At 69.3% G+C, this 18603-nt stretch carries 20 protein-coding genes; 10 read left to right on the top strand and 10 right to left on the bottom strand.

The features are described from left to right. Positions 1 to 8 precede the first annotated feature (8 nt). Complete coding sequence (locus ACX938_RS15005) at positions 9 to 1427, bottom strand: dihydrolipoyl dehydrogenase family protein (protein ID WP_459431665.1); 1419 nt, start codon at positions 1425 to 1427, stop codon at positions 9 to 11. A gap of 3 nt (positions 1428 to 1430) precedes the next feature. Further along, positions 1431 to 2159 (bottom strand): TVP38/TMEM64 family protein, encoded by a 729-nt coding sequence (locus ACX938_RS15000; protein ID WP_459431664.1) that lies wholly within the window; start codon positions 2157 to 2159, stop codon positions 1431 to 1433. A 385-nt stretch (positions 2160 to 2544) separates the two neighbouring features. Between ACX938_RS15000 and rpmH the strand changes: the two genes are divergently transcribed. The 10 genes from rpmH to ACX938_RS14950 all read left to right on the top strand — a co-directional run bounded on the left by rpmH (position 2545) and on the right by ACX938_RS14950 (position 10921). Next, on the top strand, positions 2545 to 2682 hold the full coding sequence (rpmH, locus tag ACX938_RS14995; protein WP_025311815.1) for a 50S ribosomal protein L34: 138 nt from the start codon (positions 2545 to 2547) through the stop codon (positions 2680 to 2682). Positions 2683 to 2702: 20 nt separating this feature from the next. After that, the gene (gene rnpA / locus ACX938_RS14990; protein WP_459431663.1) at positions 2703 to 3140 is read left to right on the top strand and encodes a ribonuclease P protein component; all 438 of its coding nucleotides are present in this window, start codon (positions 2703 to 2705) and stop codon (positions 3138 to 3140) included. Beyond that, a complete protein-coding gene (yidD, locus tag ACX938_RS14985; RefSeq protein WP_232755309.1) occupies positions 3137 to 3373 on the top strand; it encodes a membrane protein insertion efficiency factor YidD in 237 nt (78 codons plus the stop codon). The genes rnpA and yidD overlap by 4 nt, the downstream gene beginning before the upstream one ends. A gap of 56 nt (positions 3374 to 3429) precedes the next feature. Continuing rightward, the gene (gene ttcA / locus ACX938_RS14980; RefSeq protein ID WP_459431662.1) at positions 3430 to 4320 is read left to right on the top strand and encodes a tRNA 2-thiocytidine(32) synthetase TtcA; all 891 of its coding nucleotides are present in this window, start codon (positions 3430 to 3432) and stop codon (positions 4318 to 4320) included. Between the two features lie 90 nt (positions 4321 to 4410). Continuing rightward, the gene (locus ACX938_RS14975) at positions 4411 to 5877 is read left to right on the top strand and encodes an EAL domain-containing protein (protein WP_459431661.1); all 1467 of its coding nucleotides are present in this window, start codon (positions 4411 to 4413) and stop codon (positions 5875 to 5877) included. A 359-nt stretch (positions 5878 to 6236) separates the two neighbouring features. Next, entirely contained in the window at positions 6237 to 8069 is a 1833-nt protein-coding gene (yidC, locus tag ACX938_RS14970; protein WP_459431660.1) for a membrane protein insertase YidC, read from the top strand. Beyond that, positions 8066 to 8809 carry an MOSC domain-containing protein gene (locus tag ACX938_RS14965; RefSeq protein WP_459431659.1) on the top strand — a complete coding sequence of 248 codons (744 nt, stop codon included), beginning with the start codon at positions 8066 to 8068 and terminating at the stop codon, positions 8807 to 8809. The genes yidC and ACX938_RS14965 overlap by 4 nt, the downstream gene beginning before the upstream one ends. After that, positions 8806 to 9462 carry a ribosome biogenesis GTP-binding protein YihA/YsxC gene (yihA, locus tag ACX938_RS14960; protein WP_232755314.1) on the top strand — a complete coding sequence of 219 codons (657 nt, stop codon included), beginning with the start codon at positions 8806 to 8808 and terminating at the stop codon, positions 9460 to 9462. The genes ACX938_RS14965 and yihA overlap by 4 nt, the downstream gene beginning before the upstream one ends. A 66-nt stretch (positions 9463 to 9528) precedes the next feature. Beyond that, a complete protein-coding gene (gene argB / locus ACX938_RS14955) occupies positions 9529 to 10422 on the top strand; it encodes an acetylglutamate kinase (protein WP_232755315.1) in 894 nt (297 codons plus the stop codon). A gap of 4 nt (positions 10423 to 10426) precedes the next feature. After that, the gene (locus ACX938_RS14950) at positions 10427 to 10921 is read left to right on the top strand and encodes a SixA phosphatase family protein (protein ID WP_459431658.1); all 495 of its coding nucleotides are present in this window, start codon (positions 10427 to 10429) and stop codon (positions 10919 to 10921) included. A gap of 54 nt (positions 10922 to 10975) precedes the next feature. On the opposite strand, the gene ACX938_RS14945 is transcribed toward ACX938_RS14950, so the two are convergent. From ACX938_RS14945 to crcB, 8 genes are all read right to left on the bottom strand, one after another. Beyond that, a complete protein-coding gene (locus tag ACX938_RS14945) occupies positions 10976 to 11770 on the bottom strand; it encodes an amino acid ABC transporter ATP-binding protein (RefSeq protein WP_459431657.1) in 795 nt (264 codons plus the stop codon). Between the two features lie 12 nt (positions 11771 to 11782). After that, complete coding sequence (locus ACX938_RS14940) at positions 11783 to 13075, bottom strand: amino acid ABC transporter permease (RefSeq protein ID WP_232755317.1); 1293 nt, start codon at positions 13073 to 13075, stop codon at positions 11783 to 11785. A gap of 1 nt (position 13076) precedes the next feature. Next, positions 13077 to 14291: an amino acid ABC transporter permease gene (locus ACX938_RS14935; RefSeq protein ID WP_232755318.1), complete on the bottom strand. Its 1215-nt coding sequence runs from the start codon at positions 14289 to 14291 to the stop codon at positions 13077 to 13079. A gap of 136 nt (positions 14292 to 14427) precedes the next feature. Next, positions 14428 to 15441: an amino acid ABC transporter substrate-binding protein gene (locus ACX938_RS14930; protein ID WP_232755319.1), complete on the bottom strand. Its 1014-nt coding sequence runs from the start codon at positions 15439 to 15441 to the stop codon at positions 14428 to 14430. A 181-nt stretch (positions 15442 to 15622) separates the two neighbouring features. Further along, entirely contained in the window at positions 15623 to 16363 is a 741-nt protein-coding gene (locus ACX938_RS14925; RefSeq protein ID WP_459431656.1) for an ATP12 family chaperone protein, read from the bottom strand. Continuing rightward, entirely contained in the window at positions 16360 to 17034 is a 675-nt protein-coding gene (locus ACX938_RS14920) for an HAD-IA family hydrolase (RefSeq protein ID WP_459431655.1), read from the bottom strand. Before ACX938_RS14920 ends, ACX938_RS14925 begins: the two co-directional genes overlap by 4 nt. Further along, positions 17031 to 18074, bottom strand: a complete 1044-nt coding sequence (locus ACX938_RS14915) for an RluA family pseudouridine synthase (RefSeq protein WP_459431654.1) — start codon at positions 18072 to 18074, stop codon at positions 17031 to 17033. The genes ACX938_RS14920 and ACX938_RS14915 overlap by 4 nt, the downstream gene beginning before the upstream one ends. Then, a complete protein-coding gene (crcB, locus tag ACX938_RS14910) occupies positions 18071 to 18448 on the bottom strand; it encodes a fluoride efflux transporter CrcB (RefSeq protein ID WP_232755323.1) in 378 nt (125 codons plus the stop codon). The genes ACX938_RS14915 and crcB overlap by 4 nt, the downstream gene beginning before the upstream one ends. Between the last annotated feature and the right edge of the window lie 155 nt (positions 18449 to 18603).

The raw sequence follows: 18603 nt of genomic DNA, 5'->3' as shown, positions 1-18603 counted from the left end.
CCTGCCGCCTACGGCAGATAGCGCTGCACCATGCGGACCACACGCTTCACTGCCTGGGAGTCGAACAATTTCGGGGAAAAGTAGGCCCCCGCCACCCGTTTGTTAAGTTCCCCATAGGTGGGATAGGGCGAGACCGTGTTGGAAACGGCCTTCATCTTCATGCCGTTGGCGATGGCGAAGGCCCAGAAGTTGATGTGCTCGCCCGCCTGGTGGCCGAGGATCGAGGCCCCCACCGGCTTGCCGCCCGCCACCATGACCTTGACGATGCCGTCGGTCTGGCGCTCGGCCTGGGCGCGGTCGTTGCCGTCGTAGTCAAAACGCGCCACCTCCAGCTTGGGGCCGTATTCCTTTCGCGCCTGGGCCTCGGTCAGCCCGACCTGCGCGATCTCGGGGTCGATATAGGTGACCCAGGGGATATGTCGCGTCTTGGCCTTCGCCGGCAGCCCGAAAAGCGCCGATTGCACCACCACCCCGGCGTGATAGCCGGCGACATGGGTGAACTGCATGCCGCCCGCGGCGTCGCCGATGGCATAGACCCGCTTGTTGGTGGTCTTGAGCGCGGCATCGACCTTCACCCCGGTGCGGGTGGTCTCGATCCCGGCCTTCTCGAGGTCGAGCCCCTCGGTATTGGCCTTGCGTCCGACCGCCACCAGGATGTGCGAGCCCTTGAAGACGCGGCCGTCCTCGACCTCGACCTCGAGCGCGCCCTCGCTGCCGCGCACCGCCTTGGCGGGGGCCTCCTCCTCGATGGCAATGCCCTCGGCGCGCAGCTTCTCAAGCGCCACGGCGGTCAGCTCGGGGTCGTCCTTGCCCAGCGCCTTGGCGCCCTCGATCACCGTCACCTCGGAGCCGAGCCGCCGGTGCGCCTGGGCCATCTCCATGCCGATCGGCCCGCCGCCGATGACGATCAGGTGGTCTGGCCGCTCGCGCAGCGCCCAGAGCGTCTCGTTGGTCAGATAAGGCACCTGGTCGAGCCCGGGGATCGGCGGCACGAAGGCGGTGGAGCCGGTGGCGATCACGATCCGCCGCGCGGTGATGCGCTTGTCGCCGGCTTCCACGGTGTCCTCCGAGACGAAGCGGCCATGCTCGCGGATCACCCGCACGCCGAAGCCCTCGAATCGCTCCTGGCTGTCGTGCGGCTCGATGGCGGCGATCACGCCCTGCACGTGGTCCTTGGCAGCGGCGTAATCGACCTGCGGCTCGACCGGGGCGATGCCATAGGCGCCGGCCTTGCGCATCCCATGGGCGACCTTGGCCGATTTGATCAGCGCCTTGGAGGGCACGCAGCCGTAGTTCAGGCAGTCGCCGCCCATCTTGTGCCGCTCGAGCAGGGTCACATCGGCGCCCATCTGCGCGGCCCCCGCGGCGACGGAGAGCCCGCCGGAACCCGCACCGATGACGAGGAGGTCGGTCTTGATCTCTTGCATGGCTCAGAGCCCTTTCTTGCCGCGCACGGCCTTGAGGAGGATCGGCAGCGCGGCCAGCGCGCAGAGGCCCAGGATCGGCAGCAGGATATGCGGCTCGAAGATGATCCCGAGATCCGGCGTCTCGCCGCGCTCGAAGACCTGGCCGAGGCCCGCGCCCACCGAGGTATAGACCACCGCGCCGGGGATGATCCCGAGGAAGGTCGTCACCACGAAGCGCCAAAGGCTGACGCCCACGAAGGCCGGCACGACATTGGCCACGAAGAAGGGCACCGCGGGCACCAGGCGGATGAGAAAGAGCATCTCCCACTGGTTCTCGTCGATGCCCGACTTGATCCGGCGCACCAGCCCGTCCGAGGCGTTCATCTTCTGCGCCATGCGCTCGCCCAGGCCCCATTTCGCGGCGGCGAAGATCGCCGTGGCGCCGAGCGTCGCGGCGGACACGTTGAAGAGCGCGCCGGGGAAGGTGGCAAACAGAAACCCGCCGGTCAGCGTCGCGATGGTCGCCCCGGGCAGCGAGAAGGCCACGATGGTCACATAGGCCGCCATGAAAAGCGCCACGGTCAGCCCGTAGTTGGCATCCCTGAAGGCCAGGAGCGCCTCGCGATTCTCCCGCAGCGTCTCGAAGGTCAGGTAGTCCTTCAGCGTCACGGCGCCGATCACCGCGACGATCGCGATGGCGACGAGCGGCAGGTTGCGCAAGAGCGCGTTGCGGCGCGGCTCCCGGTCGGTCATGGGCTGTTCCATCTCGCTGTCTCTGTCCTGGGTCTTTTGTCTCTGACCCTAGACATGCGCCCGCAGGCGAGGTTCCGACAGCGCTCTCACGGGCGGTTGATGTGGGCGGGGGGATTCGCCCGGAGCGGGGGCTGTTCTGTAACATTCCGCCCGGCTATTGTTGCAGGTGGCCCGCCCGCGCCGCCTCGCGCGCGCCCGCGCGAGCTATATATTGCGCGGGTCCAGGCCCGCCCCGCCAAGCATCCCGGGGTGCGCGGAAATTTCCGCCCCGGGCGGCCGCCGGAGGTTTGACATGCCGCCGAGGCTCGCCTATAGGCCGGGCTTCGAGAGATTCATCGGCCCCGTGGACGCCGCCGCGCCGGGCCCGAGACCACGGAGACTAGAGATGTCGAAACGCACGTTTCAACCGTCCAACCTGGTGCGCAAGCGCCGTCACGGGTTTCGTGCGCGCATGGCCACCAAGGCCGGCCGCAAGATCCTGAACGCCCGCCGCGCCCGCGGCCGGAAGAGCCTGAGCGCGTAACCCGCGCCAGGAGCGACCTGATGACGCCGCCGAAGGCCCCCGACCAGACGGACGGGACACCGCCTTCGGCGGCTTTGTCATGTCCGGAGGTCAGCGCGCCCCTCTGCACCATGAAGACCCGCGCGGAGTTCCTGCGCGCCGCCCGCGCCGACAAGCAGGGCACCAAGGGGCTCCTGGTGCAGGGCCGCGCGCGCGCCGAGGACGCGCCCGAAGGTGGCGCGCCTGCCGAGATCCGCGTGGGCTACACCTGCTCCAAGAAGGTCGGCAATGCCGTCGCCCGCAACCGCGCCAAGCGCCGGCTGCGCGCCGCCGCGCGGGCGGTGATCGCCGCCGACGGCCGGCCGGGCTGGGACTACGTGCTGATCGGCAAGCGCGAGGTCACCGCCGCGCGCAGCTTCGAGGGGCTCCTGTCGGACCTGCGCTACGCGCTGCGCAAGCTGCACGAGCGCGCCAGATGACGCCGCTGGCCCGCCTGGTCGCCCTGCCCGTGCACGGCTACCGGCTGTTCCTGTCGCCCTGGCTCGGCCGCTCCTGCCGCTTCGATCCGAGCTGCTCGCGCTATGCGCTCGAGGCGCTCGAGACGCACGGCGCGCTGCGCGGCGGCTGGCTGGCGCTCAGGCGCATCGCGCGCTGCCATCCCTGGGGCGGCAGCGGCATCGACGACGTGCCCCCGCCCGGCCCCGGGCGCTGAGGGTCATCCGCGGCGGGCACTTCCCCAAGCCCCGCGCTTTTGGCAAGAGGACGGTCATGTTCGACAACGCCGACGACATCCACCCGCTCTTCGAGGGCGCGCCCAAGTCCACGGAGTTCAAGAAGCTCCGCAAGCGCATCGTGCAGGCCACCCGCGAGGCGGTCGACCAATACGGCATGGTCGAGAAGACCGCCGACGGCCGCCGCCCGAAGTGGCTGGTCTGCCTCTCGGGCGGCAAGGACAGCTACACCCTGCTCGCCGTCCTGCACGAGCTGCAGTGGCGCGGGCTCCTGCCGGTGGACATCCTGGCCTGCAACCTCGACCAGGGGCAGCCGGGCTTTCCCGCGACCGTCCTGCCGGAGTTCCTCGAGAAGATGCGCGTGCCGCATCGCATCGAATACCAGGACACCTATTCCGTGGTGGTCGACAAGGTGCCCGAGGGGCGCACCTTCTGCGCGCTCTGCTCGCGGCTGCGGCGCGGCCATCTCTACCGCATCGCCCGCGAAGAGGGCTGTTCGGCGGTGGTCCTCGGCCATCACCGCGACGACATCCTCGAGACCTTCTTCATGAACCTCTTCCACGGCGGGCGGCTCGCGACCATGCCGCCGAAGCTGGTCAACGAGGAGGGCGATCTTTTCGTCTACCGCCCGCTCGCCCATGTGGCCGAGGCCGATTGCGACAGGTTCGCCCGCGCCATGGGCTATCCGATCATTCCCTGCGACCTCTGCGGCAGCCAGGACGGGCTGCAGCGCCAGCAGGTGAAGCAGATCCTCGACCAGTGGGAAAAGAACAGCCCCGGCCGCCGGCAGGTGATGTTCCGGGCGCTGATGAACGCGCGGCCCTCGCATCTGCTGGACCCCGGGCTTTTCGATTTCGCCGGGCTGATGCGCTCGAAGACGCCCGAAAGCGCGGAACCCGAGGCGCCGGCGGTGCCCGAGCTGCGTTAAGCGGACGTTCAGGGAATCACGTTAGCCTCCGGCCCGAACTGTGGTGAAACACTCGGGACGGTCGCGGTGGGCCCTCAAAGGTTGTCGTCATTGCTGGAGCAGTCGCCCGCGGTCCTGCCGCCGCTGCTGCTTGGCCTCGCGGGGCTGGCCGCCCTGCCGGCGCTGGGGCCGGTCTGGGCCTGGCCGCCCATGGCGCTGGCCCTGGCCTTCGCGCTGCCCGGCCTGCGGGTCCTGCCGCGCGGGCCCGCGCCCGACGCCCTGCCCCGCGACGGCGGCCATGGCGCCTTCCTGCGCGCCGCCCCCGCCGCCTGGCGCGGCCCGCCCGGCAGCCGGCCGGTCTTCGTTCTTGCGGCCCTCGGCGGGCTCGACCGGATCGCCGCCCAGCAGGGCGGCGCGGCGCTGCGGCAGGCCCGCGCGATCTGCCTCGACCGGCTGGCCGAAGTGGTGCGCGACACCGATGTGATCGCGACCCTCGGCGACAGCCGCCTGGCGCTGTCCGCCGCCCTGCCCCCCGACGGGGCCGAGGAACTGGCTGCCCGCCTGCGCGCCCGGCTCGAGGATCCGCTGGTTCTCGCCGGCCTGCGCTACTACCCGACCGCCGCGCTCGGCATTGCCTGCGGCGAGGGGCCCGAGACCCGGGCCGAACCGCTTCTCGACCGGGCCGAGGTGGCGCTGGACGCCGCCCTGCGCGACGGCGCCTCCCAGATCCGGCTCTGGACCCCCGCCCTCGCGGAAGAGGCCGAGACCCGGCGCGCCCTGGCCCGCCGCGTCGCCCGCGCGCTCGAGACCGGGGAAATCCTGCCCTGGTTCCAGCCCCAGGTGGTGACCGCCACCGGCGCGCTCAGCGGGGTCGAGGTGCTGGCGCGCTGGAACCACCCCGAACGCGGCATCGTGCCGCCGGCGCAGTTTCTCGACGCGCTGGCGCAATCGGGCCGCGCGGGCAAGCTCGGCGGGGCCATGCTTTCCGCCGCCATGGCCGCGCTTTCCGGCTGGGACCGGCAGGGGCTCTCGGTGCCGCGCATCTCGGTCAACTTCGGCGCCGAGGAACTGGCCGACCCCAAGTTGGTCCCGCGCCTGCGCTGGGACCTCGACCGTTACGGGCTCACGCCCGAGCGCATCGGCATCGAGGTGCTGGAGTCGGTCCTCGCCCGCCACCGCGACTCCGAGGTGGCGCGCAACGTCCGGGCCCTGGCCGACCTCGGCTGCAGCATCGAGCTCGACGATTTCGGCACCGGCTCCGCCCCGATCAGCACGCTGCGGCTCCTGCCGATCCGGCGGCTGAAGATCGACCGGAGCATCGTCGCCGACCTCGACCGCGACGCGGGCCAGCACCGGATGGTGGCGGGCATCCTCTGCCTCGCCGACCGGCTCGGCCTCGACACGATCGCCGAAGGGGTGGAGCGCACCGGCGAACACGACCGGCTCGTCGACCTCGGCTGCGGGCATATCCAGGGCTACGGCATCGCCCGCCCGATGTCCGGCAAGGGCTTCGCCACCTGGCTCGCCGCCCGCGAAGCCCGCCGCGCCGCCCGCGCACCGAGAAGCCGCTCGGCATGAGGGGCTAGGCTGGGCGGGAAGGTGCGGCGCCCAGCAAGTCGGAGCGCGCCGCCTGCCGCGCGCCAGTCCGGTGGGTAGCCGCACGGGCACTGCCAAGCACTTACGCCCCCTTCTCCGGCGGCGAGCCCCCCGGAGCCTCGCACAACGCTCACCGCGACACGCCACCTGCCAGCGCCCCGCACCACTCCGCCTGCGCTCACCGCACCTAACCTACCAACACCCGCACCCCCCTGCCCCCCGCCGCGCCACCGAAGGCGCGCGGCTCCGCCACACCAGCCGCTCACCTCGAATCGACTTGACCTTCAGGGCCCCGCCCTGTTGAACCCGAGCCACTTGCAGCAAGTCAGGACCGGTCGGACATGGACGATCAGAACAAGAACCTTCTCATCGCGACAGCCCTCTCTTTCGTCGTGATCCTCATATGGTTCGTGCTCTTCCCGCCGCCGGAGACACCGACCGATCCGAACGCGCCCGCGGTCACCGAAAGCCAGGCGGGCGACCCCGCCGAGGCGCCCTCGACCGCCTCGGTCCCGGGCAGCGCGCCCGACGCCGAAGGCGCCGGCAGCGCCCAGACCACCTCCGCGGCGACCCAGACCGCCGAGGACGCGCCGCGCGTCGCCATCGACACCCCGCGGGTCAAGGGCTCGCTCTCGCTGCGCGGCGGCCGGATCGACGACCTCAAGCTCAAGGACTACACCGAGACCATCGAAGAGGGCTCGGCCATCGTCTCGCTCTTCAACCCGGTGGGCGGCGACCAGTCGTATTACGCGCTCTACGGCTGGGCCCCAGGCCAGGGTCTGACCGCCGGTGACGTGCCCGGCCCCAACACCGAGTGGCGCGTCGCCGAAGGCGAGACCCTGACCGCCGACAGCCCGGTCGTGCTGGAATGGGAAAGCCCCGCCGGGCTGATCTTCCGCCGCCAGATCGCGGTCGACGAGAACTACATGTTCACCGTCACCCAGTCGGTCGACAACCCCACCGGCGACGCCCGCCGGCTGGCCCCCTACGGCATCCTGGCGCGCCACGGCGAACCGGTGAACGCCAAGAACTTCTTCATCCTGCACGAGGGCGCCATCGCCATGTCCGATGGCGAGCTGACCGAGATCGGCTGGGGCGACATGACCGACCTGCCGAGCGAGGGCAACGCCCAGGCCGAGCGCCTGCAGGTCGGCGAGGACGGCTGGATCGGCTTCACCGATCACTACTGGATGTCGACCCTGATCCCCGCCCCCGGCAGCGGCTTCCGCGCCGCGGCGAAATACGACGCGGCCCGCGACATCTACCAGACCGAGGCGGTGCTCCCGACCGTGGACCTCGCCGCCGGCGGCACCTCCGAGGTCACCACCCGGCTCTTCGCCGGCGCCAAGGAATGGGAGACCATCCGCGAATACCAGGCGACCGGCATCGACCGCTTCGTCGATTCCATCGACTGGGGCTGGTTCTTCTTCCTCACCAAGCCGATCTTCTGGGTCCTGCACGAGCTGAACGAGCTGATCGGCAATATGGGCGTGGCGATCATCACCCTGACGCTGCTGATCAAGGCGCTGCTGCTGCCCCTGGCCTACAAGTCCTATGTCTCCATGGCGAAGATGAAGGAACTTCAGCCCGAGATGGAGAAGATCAAGGAGCGCGCCGGCGACGACCGCCAGAAGCTCCAGCAGGAGATGATGGGCCTCTACAAGAAGGAAAAGGTGAACCCCGCCTCGGGCTGCCTGCCGATCCTTCTGCAGATCCCGATCTTCTTCTCGCTCTACAAGGTGATCTTCGTCACGCTCGAGCTGCGCCACGCGCCCTTCTTCGGGCCGTTCCGCGACCTTTCGGCGCCGGATCCGACCTCGATCTTCAACTTCTACGGCCTCCTGCCCTGGGGCGCGCCGCCGGAAGGCTCGATCCTGGCTCTGATCTTCATCGGCATCCTGCCGCTCCTGCTCGGCGTCTCGATGTGGCTGCAGCAGAAGCTGAACCCGGCGCCGACCGATCCGACGCAGGCGATGATCTTCGCCTGGATGCCCTGGGTCTTCATGTTCATGCTGGGCAGCTTCGCCTCGGGCCTCGTGGTCTACTGGATCGCCAACAACACGATCACCTTCTCGCAGCAGTATGCGATCATGCGCAGCCAGGGTTACAAACCGGACGTGCTGGGCAACATCCTGTCGGGCTTCAAGAAGAAGAAGGGCGCCGACAGCACATGACCGGGCAGATCGCCTCGATCTGGCGCCACCCGATCAAGAGCCTGGGCCGCGAGGCCCTGGCGCGGGTGGCGCTGGAGCCCGGCCAGGGCCTGCCCTGGGACCGGGCCTGGGCCGTGGCGCACGAGGCCTCGAAGGCCGACGGCACGGCCTGGGCGCCCTGCCAGAACTTCACCCGCGTCGCGCAATCGCTGAAGCTCATGGCCGTCACGGCGGCCTTCGACGACGCCTCCGGCACGATCACCCTGTCACATCCCGACCTGCCCGACCTGAGCGCCCGCCCCGAGACCGAGGGCGCGCGCATCGTCGACTGGCTCGCGCCACTGGTGGCCGAAGGGCGCGCCGCGCCCGCGCGACTGGTCAGGGCCGAGACCCGCGCCATGACCGACAGCGATTTCCCCTCGGTGACGCTCTGCAATCTCAGCTCGCACCGCGCGGTCGAGGACCGGATCGGGCAGAAGCTCTCGATCCACCGCTGGCGCGGCAATCTCTGGCTCGACGGGCTGGCGCCCTGGGAAGAGTTCGACTGGATCGGCCGCGAGCTGCGGGTCGGCACGGCGCGGCTGCGCGTGGTCGAACGCACCGACCGCTGCCGCGCCACCACGGCCAACCCCGAGACCGGCGAAAGCGATGCCGACACGCTGGGCGCGCTGGACCACTGGGGGCACCGCGACTTCTCGGTCCGGGCCGAGGTGCTCGAGCCCGGCGAGATCGCCCTTGGCGACGGGGCCGCCCGGATATGACCGACCGCCTGCCCTTCCCCGTGGCCGAAGAGCCCGACCCGCAGGTCCTCGAGGACGCCCGCAAGCTCTTTGCCGGGGGCGCCGACTTCCTCAAGGGCGTCGTCGCCATGGACGGCCTGCCCGAGGGCGACCGCGCCGAGGTCTGTTTCGCCGGCCGCTCCAACGTCGGCAAATCCAGCCTGATCAACGCGCTGACCGGCCGCAAGGGCCTGGCGCGCGCCTCGAACACGCCGGGCCGCACGCAGGAGATCAACTTCTTCACCCTGGCCGAAAGCCATTACCTCGTGGACCTGCCGGGCTATGGCTACGCCAATGCGCCCCTGCCGGTCGTAGAGAAGTGGCAGCGGCTCCTGAAGCAGTATCTCTCGGGCCGGGCGAACCTGCGCCGGGCCTTCGTGCTGATCGACGCCCGCCACGGGGTGAAATCGGTCGACGAAGAGATCCTGACCCTGCTCGACAAGAGCGCGGTGACCTTCCAGGCGGTGCTGACCAAGGCCGACAAGGTCAAGGAGAAGGACCGCGCCCGGGTGCTGGCCCAGGTGCGCGAGAAGCTCTCCAAGCACCCCGCCGCCTACCCCGAGCTGATCCTGACCTCGGCCGAGAAGGGCGACGGCATCGCCACGCTCCGGGCGATCATCGCGGGCCTCGCCTGAGCGGCCCTTGCGTCGCGCCGGGCAAGACCCGATAAGCGTCCCCGAGCCTTCGTTCCGGGACCACAGATGAAGACGCAGGACATGCAGCGAGACTGGCACGCAACCGCCCGCACCCTATCCGAGGCGCTGCCCTACATGCAGCGCTATTCCGGCGCGATCGTGGTGGTGAAATTCGGCGGTAACGCCATGGGCGACACCGCCGCCATGGCCGAGTTCGCCCGCGACATCGTGCTGATGCGGCAGGTCGGCATCAACCCGGTCGTGGTGCATGGCGGCGGGCCGATGATCAACGAGATGCTCGGCAAGCTCGGGATCGAATCGCAGTTCGTGCGCGGCAAGCGGGTCACCGACCAGGCCACTGTCGAGGTGGTCGAGATGGTGCTGACCGGGCTCGTGAACAAGCGGATCGTGCAGGCGATCATGGACGAGGGCGGCCGCGCGGTCGGGCTTTCCGGTAAGGACGACGACCTCATGGTCTGCACCGCCGACGACCCCGAGCTGGGCTATGTCGGCCGCCCGATCGAGATGAACGTGCAGGTCCTGCGCGACCTCTTCGCCGCGGGCATCATCCCGGTGATCGCCCCGGTGGCGACCGGCATGGACCCGGCCGAGACCTTCAACGTGAACGGCGACACCGCCGCCGGCGCCATCGCCGGCGCGCTCGAGGCCGACCGCCTGCTGCTGCTGACCGATGTGGCCGGCGTGAAGGACACCTCGGGCGAGGTGGTGACCGCGCTGACCCCCGAGGAGGTCCGCGAGATGACCGACGCCGGCACCATCGCGGGCGGGATGATCCCCAAGACCGAAACCGCGCTCAAGGCCATCGAGGACGGTGTGCGGGCGGTGGTGATCCTCGACGGACGGGTGCCCAACGCCTGCCTGTTGGAGCTTTTCACCGAACACGGGGCGGGCTCGCTGATCCGGCCCGCCGATCTGCCCAAGCGCGCGGCGCGGGGCTGACCGGATGCGCCGCCTGATCCTCATGCGCCACGCCAAGTCCGACTGGCACCAGGGGCTCGAGGATCACGACCGGCCGCTGAACAAGCGCGGGCGCCGCTCGGCGGACGCGCTGGGGCGCTGGCTGCGCGAGGAGGGCTGGCAGCCCGACGCCGCGGTCCTTTCCAGCGCCATGCGCACGGTGGAGACGCTGGGCCGGCTCGACCTTGACTGCCCGGTGCGCACCAGCCGCGCGCTCTACCTCGCCGCCCCCGCCGAGATCCTGGAGGCGCTGCGCGAGGAAGAGGCCGAGACCCTGCTGGTGGTCGGCCACAACCCCGGCATCGCCTTCCTGGCCCAGGCGCTGGTCGCCCGCGCGCCCGCCCATGCGCGTTTCGACGACTACCCCACCGGCGCCACGCTGGTGGTCGAGTTCGAGGTCTCGGACTGGGCGGATCTCGCATCGGGCAGCGGGCGGGTCGTGGATTTCGTCATCCCGCGCGAGCTGCCGGGCGTGGAATGACAAACGGGCGCCCCGAGGGGCGCCCGCTAGCAGAAACCTTGAAAATCGCGCCGGTCAGTGACCGAGGATCTGGCTCAGGAAGAGCTTCGTCCGCTCGTTCTGCGGGTTGTTGAAGAACTCCTCGGGCTCGTTCTGTTCGACGATCTGGCCCTGGTCCATGAAGATCACCCGGTTCGCGACCTGGCGCGCGAAGCCCATCTCGTGGGTCACGCAGAGCATGGTCATCCCCTCCTCGGCGAGCTCGACCATGGTGTCGAGCACCTTCTTGATCATCTCGGGGTCGAGCGCCGACGTGGGCTCGTCGAAAAGCATGATCCGCGGCTTCATGCAGAGCGAGCGCGCAATGGCCACCCGCTGCTGCTGACCACCCGAGAGCTGGCCGGGGTATTTGTCGGCCTGCTCGGGGATCTTCACCTTCTCGAGGAAATGCATCGCCGTGGCCTCGGCCTCGTGCTTGGGCGTCTTGCGCACCCAGATCGGGGCCAGCGTGCAGTTCTCGAGGATGGTGAGATGCGGGAAGAGGTTGAAGTGCTGGAACACCATTCCGACCTCTGAGCGGATCGTGTCGATGTTCTTGATGTCCGAGGACAGCACCGTCCCGTCGACCTCGATCCGGCCCTTCTGGTGCTCCTCCAGCGCGTTGATGCAGCGGATCAGCGTCGACTTGCCCGAGCCCGAGGGCCCGGCGATGACGATGCGCTCGCCGCGGTAGACCGTCAGGTCGATGTCGCGCAGGACGTGGAAGCTTCCGAACCACTTGTTCATGTTCTCGATCGAGATCGCGACCTCGTTCGAAACCTGCATCTGGCTGCTCTCGGCGGCCTGCGTATCGGTGGCGACATTTGTCATGTTGGGTCTCCCTTACCGATGGTCCGTGGCAAGCTCGCGTTCGAGCCACTGGGAATATTTCGAGATGCCGAAGCAGACGACGAAGAACAGGAGCGCGGCAAAGCCCAGAAGCTCCCAGTAGACGCCGTTCCAGTCCGTCGAGGCGAGGATCGGGCCGCGGATCATGCCCACAAGGTCGAACATCGAGATGATCGAGACCAGCGTGGTGTCCTTGAAGAGGCCCACCGCCACGTTGACGATGCCCGGGATGGAGATCTTCAGCGCCTGCGGCAGGATGATCAGCCGCATCGCCTGCGCGTAGTCGAGGCCGAGGCTGTCGGCCGCCTCGTATTGGCCCTTGGGCAGCGCCGCGAGTCCGCCCCGGATCACCTCGGCGATATAGGCCGAGGCGAACATGGTGATCATGATGATCACCCGCAGGATCAGGTCGAAGTTGCTGCCCGGCGGCAGGAAGTAGGCCAGGACCACATTCGCCACGAAAAGCAGCGTGATCAGCGGCACGCCGCGGACGAACTCGATGAAGATCACGCAGATCGCCTTGATGATCGGCATGTCCGAGCGGCGCCCCAGCGCCAGAGCGATGCCGAAGGGGATCGAGAGCGACACGCAGACCGTCCCGAGGATCAGGTTCAGCATGAAGCCGCCCATGTTCCGCGAAGCGACGGGTTCGAGCGCCACGATGCCCTCGGTCGGGATGAAGCCCACCACGAACCAGAAGACCAGCGCCGCCAGGATGCCTCCGAAGAAGCCCATGGCGAAGCTCTGCGCGACCAGCCGGCTGTAGGTCAGGTAGCCCGCGACGATGCCCGCCGCGGCGAAGATCGGCACCAGGATCGAGCCGCCCCAGATCAGCCAGTAGGCCAGGAAGGGATAGACCGCGGTGAAGACCAGCATCTGCGCCGGGAAGACCTTGCGGAAGAGCACCGGCGCGATGGCGATGAACAGCAGCACGAAGGCCACCGTCGGGCGCCAGTACTGTTCGGAGGGATACTGGAACCCGAAGAGAAGCTGGTTCCAGCGTTCGGTCAGCACCGCGAAGCAGCCGCCGAGCTGGCCCTCGAGGATCTCGCGGCAGGCGCGGATCGAGGGCGCGTCCCAGATCCCGTTCAGGAACCAGGGCATCACCGAGGATAACATCCACCAGATGCAGTAGAGCGCCAGCAGCGTCAGGATGCCGTTCGGGATCGTCGAGAAGAGGTTCTCGCGCATCCATTTCACCACCCCGCGCTCGGCCCCGGGGGGCTCCTGCTCGGGCAGCATGGTGTCGCGGACGAAGCGGACGGAATGGGCGTGGGTATCGGCCATCTCAGCGCTCCTTCAGCGACACGGAGGAGTTGTAGACGTTCATCACCGCCGAGATCGTCAGGCTGATCGCCAGGTAGAAGGCCATGAGCAGGAGGATGGACTCGATCGCCCGGCCGGTCTGGTTCAGCGTGATGCCCCCCAGCGTGCCGGTCAGGTCCATGTAGCCCACCGCGATCGCCAGCGAGGAGTTCTTGGTGATGTTGAGGTAATGCGAGATCAGCGGCGGCACGATCACCCGCAGCGCCTGCGGCAGGACCACGAGGTTCATGATCCGGTTCGGACGCAGCCCCAGCGAGGCGGCGGCCTCGCTCTGGCCGCGGCTCACCGACAGGATGCCCGCGCGCACGTTCTCGGCGATGAAGGCGCCGGTGTAGATCGCCAGCGCGAACCAGAGCGCGATGAGCGAGCCCAGGATGTTGATCCCGCCGGTGAAGTTGAAGCCGCCGAGCTCGGGCAGCTCAAGCGAGATCGGCTGCCCCAGCGCGAAGAACACCAGGAGCGCCGGCACGAAGGCGATGGCCAGCGCCGGCCAGCCCATCGGCAGCAGCTTGCCCGTGGCGTAAAGAAGCCGCGTGGCGTAGCGGCGGTAGGCGAAGGCGCCCACCACGCCGGCCAGGAAGACCAGCATGACCGCCCAGCCGCCGGCCTCGAAGATCGGCTTCGGGATATAGACCCCGCGGTTGGTGAAGGCGATGGCGCCGAAGAGCATCGAGGCCTCGGGGTCCTCGCCCCGGAAGGCGCGCGGCGCCGGCAGCACCGCGGTCATGACGGTGAAGATGATGATGATCCAGATCAGCACCGGCACGTTGCGGAAGGCCTCGACGTAGATCGACATCAGCTGGCGCACGAGCCAGTTGTTCGACAGCCGCAGCACGCCCGCGAAGACCCCGATCACCGTGGCGGTGATACAGGCCAGGAAGGACACCAGGAGCGTGTTCAAGACGCCCACCAGCGAGGCCCGCCAGTGGTCCATCTGGTTGTCGTATTCGATCAGCGTCTGGTTGATGTCGTAATTGGCCGGATCTCCGAGGAAGCCGAAGGAGATCGTCAGCCCGGCGTCTTCGAGGTTCTGCGCGAGGTTCGAGCCCAGGTAGGCGAACAAGGCTGCGACGCAGACGAGCGCGATGAACTGGAACGTATAAGCTCGATACCGCGTGTCGTTCAGCAGCATGGACAGCTTGAACGAACTCTGCGGAGGATCGCTGAGTGTCGTCATTGGGGTATCCCTGAGGTTCTCCAGGACATTCTGCCGCGCGGTTGCTCCGCGCTGGCCGGCCTGGATGCGTTATGGTCCGTCGATGCGGAAACGCGAAGGGGCGCGGGGATCCCCCCGCGCCCCTTGCAAGGCTATCTTAGCGGAACGGCGGTGCGTAGAGAAGGCCACCGTCGGTCCACTGCGCGTTCAGGCCGCGCGAGAGGCCGATCGGGGTCGACTCGCCGATGTGACGGGCAAAGAGCTCGCCGTAGTTGCCGCCGGCCGCGATGGCGCGGCGCGCCCATTCGGCGTCGAGGCCCAGCTTGGAGCCCAGCTCGTCCTCGGTACCGAGGATCCGCTTCACTTCCGGGCTGCCGTTGGTCGCCATTTCCTCGATGTTGGTCGAGGTGATGCCGTATTCCTCGGCCGCGATCAGCGCGTTGAGGGTCCAGCGCACCACGTCGCCCCATTCGTTGTCGCCATGGCGCACGAGCGGGCCGAGCGGCTCTTTCGAGATGATCTCGGGCAGAACGACGTGGTCGCCCGGGTTCTCGAAGGCGGCGCGGGTCGCGGCAAGGCCGGATGCGTCGGTGGTGTAGACGTCACAGGCGCCGGCCAGGTACTGCTGCTGCGCCTCGGCGTTGGTCTCGATCGGAACCGGAGTGTACTCCATGTTGTTCCGGCGGAAGTAGTCCGCGAGGTTCAGCTCGGTGGTGGTGCCGGTCTGGATGCAGACGGTCGCGCCGGCCAGCTCGGTGGCCGAGGAGACGCCCAGCGCCTTCGGGACCATGAAGCCCTGGCCGTCGTAGTAGTTCACGCCGACGAATTCGAACTTCAGGTCGACGTCGCGGGTGAAGGTCCAGGTGGTGTTCCGCGCGAGCATGTCGATCTCGCCCGAAGCCAGCGCGGTGAAGCGCGTCTTGCCGGTGGTCGGCACGAATTCCACGGCGGTCGGATCCTGCAGGACCGCGGCGGCCACGGCGCGGCAGACCGCGACGTCGAAGCCGTCCCACTCGCCGTTGGCATCCGGTGCGGCGAAGCCCACCAGGCCGGTGGTCACACCGCAGTTCAGAGTGCCGCGTTCCTGCACGTCACTCAGCGTTTGGGCGCTGGCTGCACCGGCGGCAAGGCCGGCCACGGTCAACGCGCCAAGAAATACGGTCTTCTTCATATTTACCTCTTCCTGTTGCCCACCCGTTACCGGGCGGATTTTCGGCGGCCCTTGCCGGGCCGCGCATTGGACTGAGCGGAAGCGAAATTCCGCTGAGCGTGTCGAACTTTGGTCGAATTCCTCCTGCGAGGTCAACCCAAACAGCCTGCAAATCGGGCAAAGGACGCAGGCTGCCGAAAGCTCAGGCAGCCCCGCCGTCGCCGGCCGCGCCGCTCTGCACGCGCGAGAGCTGCCAGACCCTGAGCGCGTCCTGGAATTGCGCCTTCTTGCGCGCCGCCAGCTCGGCCGCCTCCTCGTCGACGCCCCATTGCTCTTCCTGCCAGGTCTCGTCGAGCCGCGAGGCGGCCCAGATCGCCTCGGGCTCCTGCCCTTCGGCGGCGGCGAATCCCAGGACCAGCGAGCCGGTGAGCGACACCAGGTCATGAAAAGCCGCCAGCCCGAAGTCGTCGATCCGGTGCACCTCGGCGCGCAGCGCCTCGAGGGCGGTGGCGGCCTGGGGCGCATGCATGATGCCGGTGCGCGGCGCGAGCCGCGCGCCGTAGCGCGCCTCGGCCCAGTCGAGATAGGGGTCCCAAGTCTCGGCCTGGCGCGCCACCAGCTCGACCGGCGCATCGGCGCGGTAGCACAGCAGGTCGCTGTCGCCATAGGCGGCCAGCATGTCGGCCACCTCGGCGCGCTGGACGCGCAGCTTGTCGATGGCGGCATTGGCGCTGCGGGTGATCGGCATGGAGGTCGGATCGACCTCATCGCCCTGGGCCTGCCATTCCGCCGCGATGGCCGCGGCATAGGCCTCGGTCGGAACCACCAGCGCCGCCTTGGCCGGGGTCTTGATCGGCCGCCCGTCGAGCAGCACGCGGAAGCCGCCCTCGACCGCCTCGGTTTGCGCCTCCGACCAGAAGCGCCGCATCGCCCATCCGCTCATCTTTCGCCCCATATCCGGTTCAGCAGCGCCGGCAGCGCCGCGATGTCGTCGATCAGGTGATGCGCGGCCGTCAGCCGCGCGCGGGGGTGATAGCCCCAGGTGACGCCGATGGCCACCGCCCCCGCGGCGCAGGCCATCTCCATGTCATAGGCGGTGTCGCCGACCATGACCGCGCGCTCCGCCGCCACGCCGGTTTCCGAGAGCGCCGCCTCGAGCATCGCGGGATGCGGCTTCGAGGGGTGCTGGTCGGCGGTCTGCGTGGTCACGAAGCGCGCCCCGAAAGGCACCGAGCCCAGCAGCGCGTCGAGCCCACGCCGCGACTTTCCGGTGGCGATGCCCAGCAGCCAATGCGGCACCTCGGCGAGGCGCTCCACCGTCTCGGCGACGCCGGGATAAAGCGGCGCCTCCCCACTGCCCGCGGCGCGGCGCGCGGCATAGCTTTGCTTGTAGGCTTCGACCATCTCGGCGCGGGTCTCGGGCGCCTCCTCGGGCGCCAGGGTCTCCATCGCGACGGGCAGCGAGAGGCCCACCACCCCCAGCACCTCGGCGCGCGCGGGCGCCGGGCGCGCGGCCCGGGCGAAGGCGTCCCCCATGGCGGAGAGGATGTCGGCCTGGCTGTCGACCAGCGTGCCGTCGACGTCGAAAACCACCAGCCGCAGCTCGGGGGTCATTCCTCCTCCGAAAAGGGGTCGCTCGGCACGTCCATCGGGTCCCAGGCGACGTAGTCCCAGGTCTTCTCCATGTGGTCGGGCAGAGGCGCGGTGACGTTCAGCCGCACGCCCGAGACCGGGTGCTCGATCGAGATCGACCGGGCGTGCAGATGCAGCTTGCGGCTGATCTCGCCGCCGAGCTGCGCGCCCCAGCCGTCGCCCAGGTTCTCCTGCCCCGAGCCGCCGTATTTGCCGTCGCCCACGATCGGATGGCCCAGCGCCGCCATATGCGCGCGCAGCTGATGGGTGCGCCCGGTGACCGGCACCAGCGCCACCCAGGCGGCGCGCTTGCCCAGCTCTGACAGCACCGCGTAATCGGTGGTGGCGTTCTTGGCGCCCTCGGTGGTCTTCACCGCGTCGGGATGCACGGGCAGCATCTTCTCGCCCTCGCCGCCCTTGCCGTGGCCGGGCGCCTTCACCAGGCCCATCTGGATCGTGCCCATGCGCGGCGCGGGCACGCCGGCGACGGCGGCCCAGTAGATCTTGCGGGTCTCGCGGGCGCGGAACTTCTCGGCCAGGTCCTTGGCCACCGCGCGGGTCCGCGCCAGGAGCAGCACCCCCGAGGTGTCCTTGTCGAGCCGGTGCACCAGGCGCGGCTTCTCGTCGAAGCCGAAGGTCAGCGCCTCGGCCATGCCGTCGACATGGCGGGTCTGCTTCGAGCCGCCCTGTGTCGGCAGCCCCGGCGGCTTGTTCAGCGCAATGATATGGTCGTCGCGGAACAGCACGCAGGCGCGGATCATCTTGGCATCCGCCTCCGAGACGCTGGGCTTCGGCCGCGAGGCGACGTCGCCCGGCTCGGGGATCGGCGGGATGCGCACCTGGGCGCCGACCTCGAGCCGGTGATTGGCCTTCACCCGCCCGCCGTCGACGCGCAGCTCGCCCTTGCGGCACATCTTCTCGATCCGGCCCTGGGCGAGATGCGGGAACAGCCGCTTCAGCCAACGGTCGAGCCGCTGGTCGCCCTCGCCCGGTCCGACGGTGATCGTCTGCACTCCGCTCATTGCGTCAGCCCCCGCGCCAGGAATAGCCCCGCCGCGAGCGCGGCGAGGGACAGGATCACCGAGGCCGCCGCGTAGCCCGCCGCCAGCCCGGCCTGCCCCCGCTCGTACAGCGTCACCGCGTCGAGCGAGAAGGCCGAGAAGGTGGTGAAGCCGCCCAGGAGCCCGGTCATCAGGAAGGGCGCCCAGCGCATCGCGCCGGCCTGGGCCAGCGCCACGGCGAGGCAGCCCATCGCGAAGGAGCCCGCGACGTTCACGCTCAGCGTCCCCCAGGGAAAGCCCGGCCCCAGCGCCCGCAGCGCCCAGAGCCCGGTCAGATGCCGCGCCAGCGCGCCGAGCGCGCCGCCAAGCGCGACCTGGATCAAGGTGCCTGTCATGTCTGGCGCATCGCCCCCTCGCGACCGCTTGTCAAGATGCGCGGGCCTGCCCCGGGCCCGCCAAACGCCTGCCCCGCAGGGCCATCGCCGCCCCCGTGGCGCTTTGTGCCTTTCCCTTGGCCCTCGGCCTCATGTAGCGTTTGCGCGCCAAGGAG

This window comes from Roseivivax sp., from assembly GCF_054552075.1.
Note: the sequence above shows the minus strand (reverse complement) of the source record. Positions and strands in the feature narration are given on the sequence as shown.